The 4,233-nt window shown below is 46.8% G+C and carries 6 protein-coding genes; all 6 read left to right on the top strand.

Translation table 11 applies throughout. The features are described 5' to 3' along the window. Positions 1–283 precede the first annotated feature (283 nt). On the top strand, positions 284–499 hold the full coding sequence (locus NTX75_14765; protein MCX5817477.1) for a 4Fe-4S binding protein: 216 nt from the start codon (positions 284–286) through the stop codon (positions 497–499). 8 nt (positions 500–507) lie between these two features. Continuing rightward, complete coding sequence (gene vorB / locus NTX75_14770) at positions 508–1,566, top strand: 3-methyl-2-oxobutanoate dehydrogenase subunit VorB (GenBank protein MCX5817478.1); 1,059 nt, start codon at positions 508–510, stop codon at positions 1,564–1,566. Positions 1,567–1,630: 64 nt separating this feature from the next. Beyond that, on the top strand, positions 1,631–2,371 hold the full coding sequence (locus NTX75_14775; GenBank protein ID MCX5817479.1) for a thiamine pyrophosphate-dependent enzyme: 741 nt from the start codon (positions 1,631–1,633) through the stop codon (positions 2,369–2,371). Beyond that, a complete protein-coding gene (locus NTX75_14780; GenBank protein ID MCX5817480.1) occupies positions 2,365–2,904 on the top strand; it encodes a 2-oxoacid:acceptor oxidoreductase family protein in 540 nt (179 codons plus the stop codon). The genes NTX75_14775 and NTX75_14780 overlap by 7 nt, the downstream gene beginning before the upstream one ends. A gap of 5 nt (positions 2,905–2,909) precedes the next feature. Beyond that, the gene (locus NTX75_14785; GenBank protein MCX5817481.1) at positions 2,910–3,338 is read left to right on the top strand and encodes an ACT domain-containing protein; all 429 of its coding nucleotides are present in this window, start codon (positions 2,910–2,912) and stop codon (positions 3,336–3,338) included. 198 nt (positions 3,339–3,536) lie between these two features. Beyond that, a partial coding sequence (locus NTX75_14790; protein ID MCX5817482.1) for a PAS domain-containing protein occupies positions 3,537–4,233 on the top strand: 697 nt, incomplete at its 3' end.

Here is a 4,233-nt window from a genome sequence, read left to right on the forward strand (position 1 = left end):
GCCTACCCGATAAGGAAATGCATATGTCTCCATAAGATGAGAGAACTTTTATAGAGATTGGCCGGTATAACTCGAAAGGAAGAAGGAACATGCTTATGGAAAAATTGATTATTTCACAGGTTCGTACCCGCTTGCGGGTCGTGGCTTTGCTGACAGAGGGGGCGACCCCCTTACGGGGACAGGCGCAAGCCCCGGTATTAAATATTTAGCTCACACCGTGAGCGAGAGGGGGAGTCTCTGGCGGCTTTGCTGACAGAGGGGGCGACGCAAGCCCCAGCAATAGATGAAAGCGTATATCAAAATAGATCAAGAACGTTGTAAAGGTTGTGCACTCTGTATGGAGTTCTGTCCAAAAAAGGTTATTTTCTTCTCGGATAAACTCAACCAAAAAGGGTATTTTGTTGCTGAATTTAAGGAGAATCCGGAGACGGAATGTACGGGGTGTGCCACATGTGCAATCATGTGTCCTGAAGTAGCCATAGAGGTATACAAGAATTGAAAAGGCTGATGAATGGTAACGCTGCGTTGGGGGAAGCTGCAGTACTTGCAGGGTGTGCCTGCTATTTCGGGTATCCCATTACACCGCAGAACGAATTAACGGAGTATATGGCAAAGAGAATGCCCGAAACAGGAGGGGTTTTTATTCAGTCCGAGAGCGAGATTGCAGCGATTAATATGGTTTTGGGCGCCAGCGTTGCAGGCGCCCGCGCAATGACGTCCTCAAGCAGTCCTGGCATGAGTCTCAAACAGGAGGGGATTTCCTACCTGGCCGCTGATGAACTTCCTGCTGTTGTAGTAAACATGGTGAGGGGTGGTCCCGGAATGGGGAACATATCTCCTGCCCAATCAGATTATATGCAGGCTACCAGGGGAGGCGGACACGGGGACTACAAAACAATCGTTCTTGCACCGGGCTCTGTGCAGGAACTGACCGAGATAGTACCCCTTGCCTTTGAACTTGCTGACGAATACAGAAATCCTGTTGTTATTCTCGGGGATGGCATGCTCGGACAGATGATGGAGCCTGTAAGCTTCGATAATATTAAACCCCCGAAGGTATACCCGAAAGATTACATTTTAACTGGTGCACACGGAAGACCTTCCCGGATGGTTCGTTCGCTCCTCTTTGATACAAAGGAAGAAGAAGAGCATAATTGGAAGCTTTTTAGAAAATACCAGCGCATAGAGCAGAACGAAGTCCGCTATGAAACATTTATGATGGAAGATGCAGATATGGCAGCAATAGCATATGGCATCGGAGCACGGATCGTGAGGGGGGCTATCAAGCGATTGCGCCAGGAGAATCTGAAGATCGGGATGATCCGTCCTATTACGCTATGGCCCTTCCCGGCCAAAATAATCCAGGAAACGGTGAAAAAGGTGTCAGATTTCTTTGTGTTCGAGATGAGCACGGGGCAAATGGTGGAAGACGTAAAACTCTCGCTGGAGGGGAAAGGACATATACATTTTTACGGAAGACCGGGCGGGGTGATCCCAACGCCCATAGAACTTTACAGGATCATATCGAGGCACTATTATCAGGCCCGGAGGAGAAAGAAGCAGTGACTGAGGTAAAACTTGAAATGCGAAACTGGAAACGCGAAACGCGAAAAGTGAAAATAAAAACCCTATGAAACAAGTATATTCAAGACCGAAATCGTTAAAGGAGGCCCATTTCCACTATTGCCCCGGTTGCGGTCACGGAATTATCAACCGACTTATTGCCGAAGTGATTGACGAGATGGGTTTGAGGGAAAAGGCAATCTGTGTAGCCCCGGCAGGGTGCGGCATGCTCATATATAACTATTTTGATATGGATACTCTGGAGTCTGCACACGGAAGGGGCGCTGCAGTGGCTACAGGCATCAAGCGTGTGAGACCGGATAATCTTGTCTTCTCATACCAGGGCGACGGTGATCTTGCTGCTATCGGTACAGCCGAAGGTTTCCACGCTGCGAACCGTGGCGAGTTAATCACGGTGATCTTTGTTAATAACGGCGTCTACGGCATGACAGGTGGGCAGATGGCACCGACTACACTTTCAAAACAGGTAACCACGACAACACCTTACGGAAGGGATACGGTTTTAGCCGGTCATCCGGTAAGGATTTGCGAGGTTTTTGCTGTTCTTGACGGCACATCCTATCTTGAGCGTGTGGCAGTGAATAAACCCGCCGCAATTATAAAGGCAAAAAAGGCTATAGCAAAGGCATTTCAGCACCAATTAGATAAAACCGGTTTTTCACTCGTTGAGATACTCTCTCCATGTCCTACAAACTGGAAGATGAACTCCGTTGAGGCCTGCAAATGGATTGATGAAGTTATGAGCAAGAAATTCCCCATAGGACTCGTGAAAGAGGTAAAATGCTGACCAAAACAATCTTTTCAGGATTTGGCGGACAGGGTGTGCTTTCCATTGGTTTTACCGTGGCGAATGCCGCAATGTTTGAAGGGAAATACGTGACGTACCTCCCGTCTTACGGAGTAGAGGTAAGGGGTGGTACTGCGAATTGTACAGTAGTGGTTTCTGATGAAGAGATTGCATCACCCGTTGCTTCTGACCCGGAATTTATCGTTGCCATGAATCAACCCTCATTTGCGAGATTTCAGAGCATACTCCAGTCAGGTGGACTTTTATGCGTGAACTCATCTATTGTAGATGCAACATCTGCAAGAGGTGATATAGAAGTTCTGGCTGTTCCCACGAGCGAACTTGCAGAGAAACTGGGAACTATCAAGGTGGCCAATATGATCATGCTTGGCGCTTTCATTAAGGCAAGCATGATCATCTCTTTCGATTTTCTCATAAAAAACCTTACCGGGATACTCGGTGAAGGGAAATCGAAGCTTATAAAACTGAATAAAGATGCCCTTGAGCTCGGGTACAACTACGTTAAGGAGTGAGGTATATGGTTATTACACAAATTTCAGTCAGTCTGGAAAATGCACCCGGAGCATTGCTGATTATAAGTGAGATACTCGGGAGAGAAGGTGTTAATATACGCGCTATATCAGTTGCCGACACCTCGGATATCAGCACGGTCAGGTTTGTGGTTGATGACCCTGTAAAGGCAAAAAATATACTTAAAGGAAATGGTTATTCCCCAAGGGAAACAGGGGTACTTGCCGTTGAAACACCGGATCATCCCGGAGGTTTGATAGCAGTTCTGAAACCCCTTAAAAGCGCAGGCATAAATGTCCATTACCTCTACCCGCACCTTGGAAGGGCAAGTAACAATGCAATCGTAATACTCGGGGTAGACAATACCGAAGAAGCACAGAAAGTTCTACAGCAGAACTGGGTCCGTACCCTCGGCAAAGAAGTTTACAGCATTTAATACAAAACAATAATGCTGAAAAACCGGTAGCCCCTGAACAGCAGAGAATCTTCTCGTATATTTTATTTTCCCCGATAATTTGATTTTACAGATTCCACACTCTTTTTTAATAAATCTGCTATACTTAGCTGTAAGGGGTTATGCCATCATAACAAAAGGCCGTAAAGGTTTTTGCTCGGCCCATTGAGTGTGTGTAATATGAAAGACCAGAATAAGACGAAAGAACAACTCGTAGATGAACTTGCAGCAATGCACCACCAGGTCGCCGAACTGGAAAAAGCAGAAAACATACGCAAACAGATAGGGGAGGCGCTGAAGGAGGGCGAGGAGCGCTACAAACGGCTTTTTGAATCGGTAACAGACTATGTATATACAGTTAAAATTGTCAATGGTCGCCCGGTTTCGACAACCCATGGTGTTGCCTGCCTGAAAGTGACCGGGTATGCAACCTTAGAATACGAATCCGACCCTGACCTGTGGTATCGGATGATTTATGCGGACGATCGGGACATTGTGCTGGAACAGGTTAACAGGCTGTTTGCAGGGAAACCTCCATCAACCGTTGAACACCGGATTATTCACAAAGATGGCTCAATCCACTGGATCAGTAATACGCCGGTCCCTCGCCATGATGAAGGCGGGCAGCTTATTGCGTATGACGGCATCATTACCGACATTACAAGACGTAAACAGATCGAAGAGGAACGGGAGGGGCTTATCCATGAGCTCAGGGATGCACTTTCCAAAATCAGAGCCTTAAGAGGGTTGCTTCCAATATGCGCTTCCTGTAAAAAAATACGTAATGACGAAGGCTACTGGGAACAGATTGAAGTCTACATAAGAGATCACTCTGAAGCAGATTTCAGTCATGGTATTTGTCCGGAGTGTGCAAAAA

It is taken from the genome of Pseudomonadota bacterium (assembly GCA_026388315.1).
Classification (GTDB): Bacteria; Desulfobacterota; Syntrophorhabdia; order Syntrophorhabdales; family Syntrophorhabdaceae; genus MWEV01.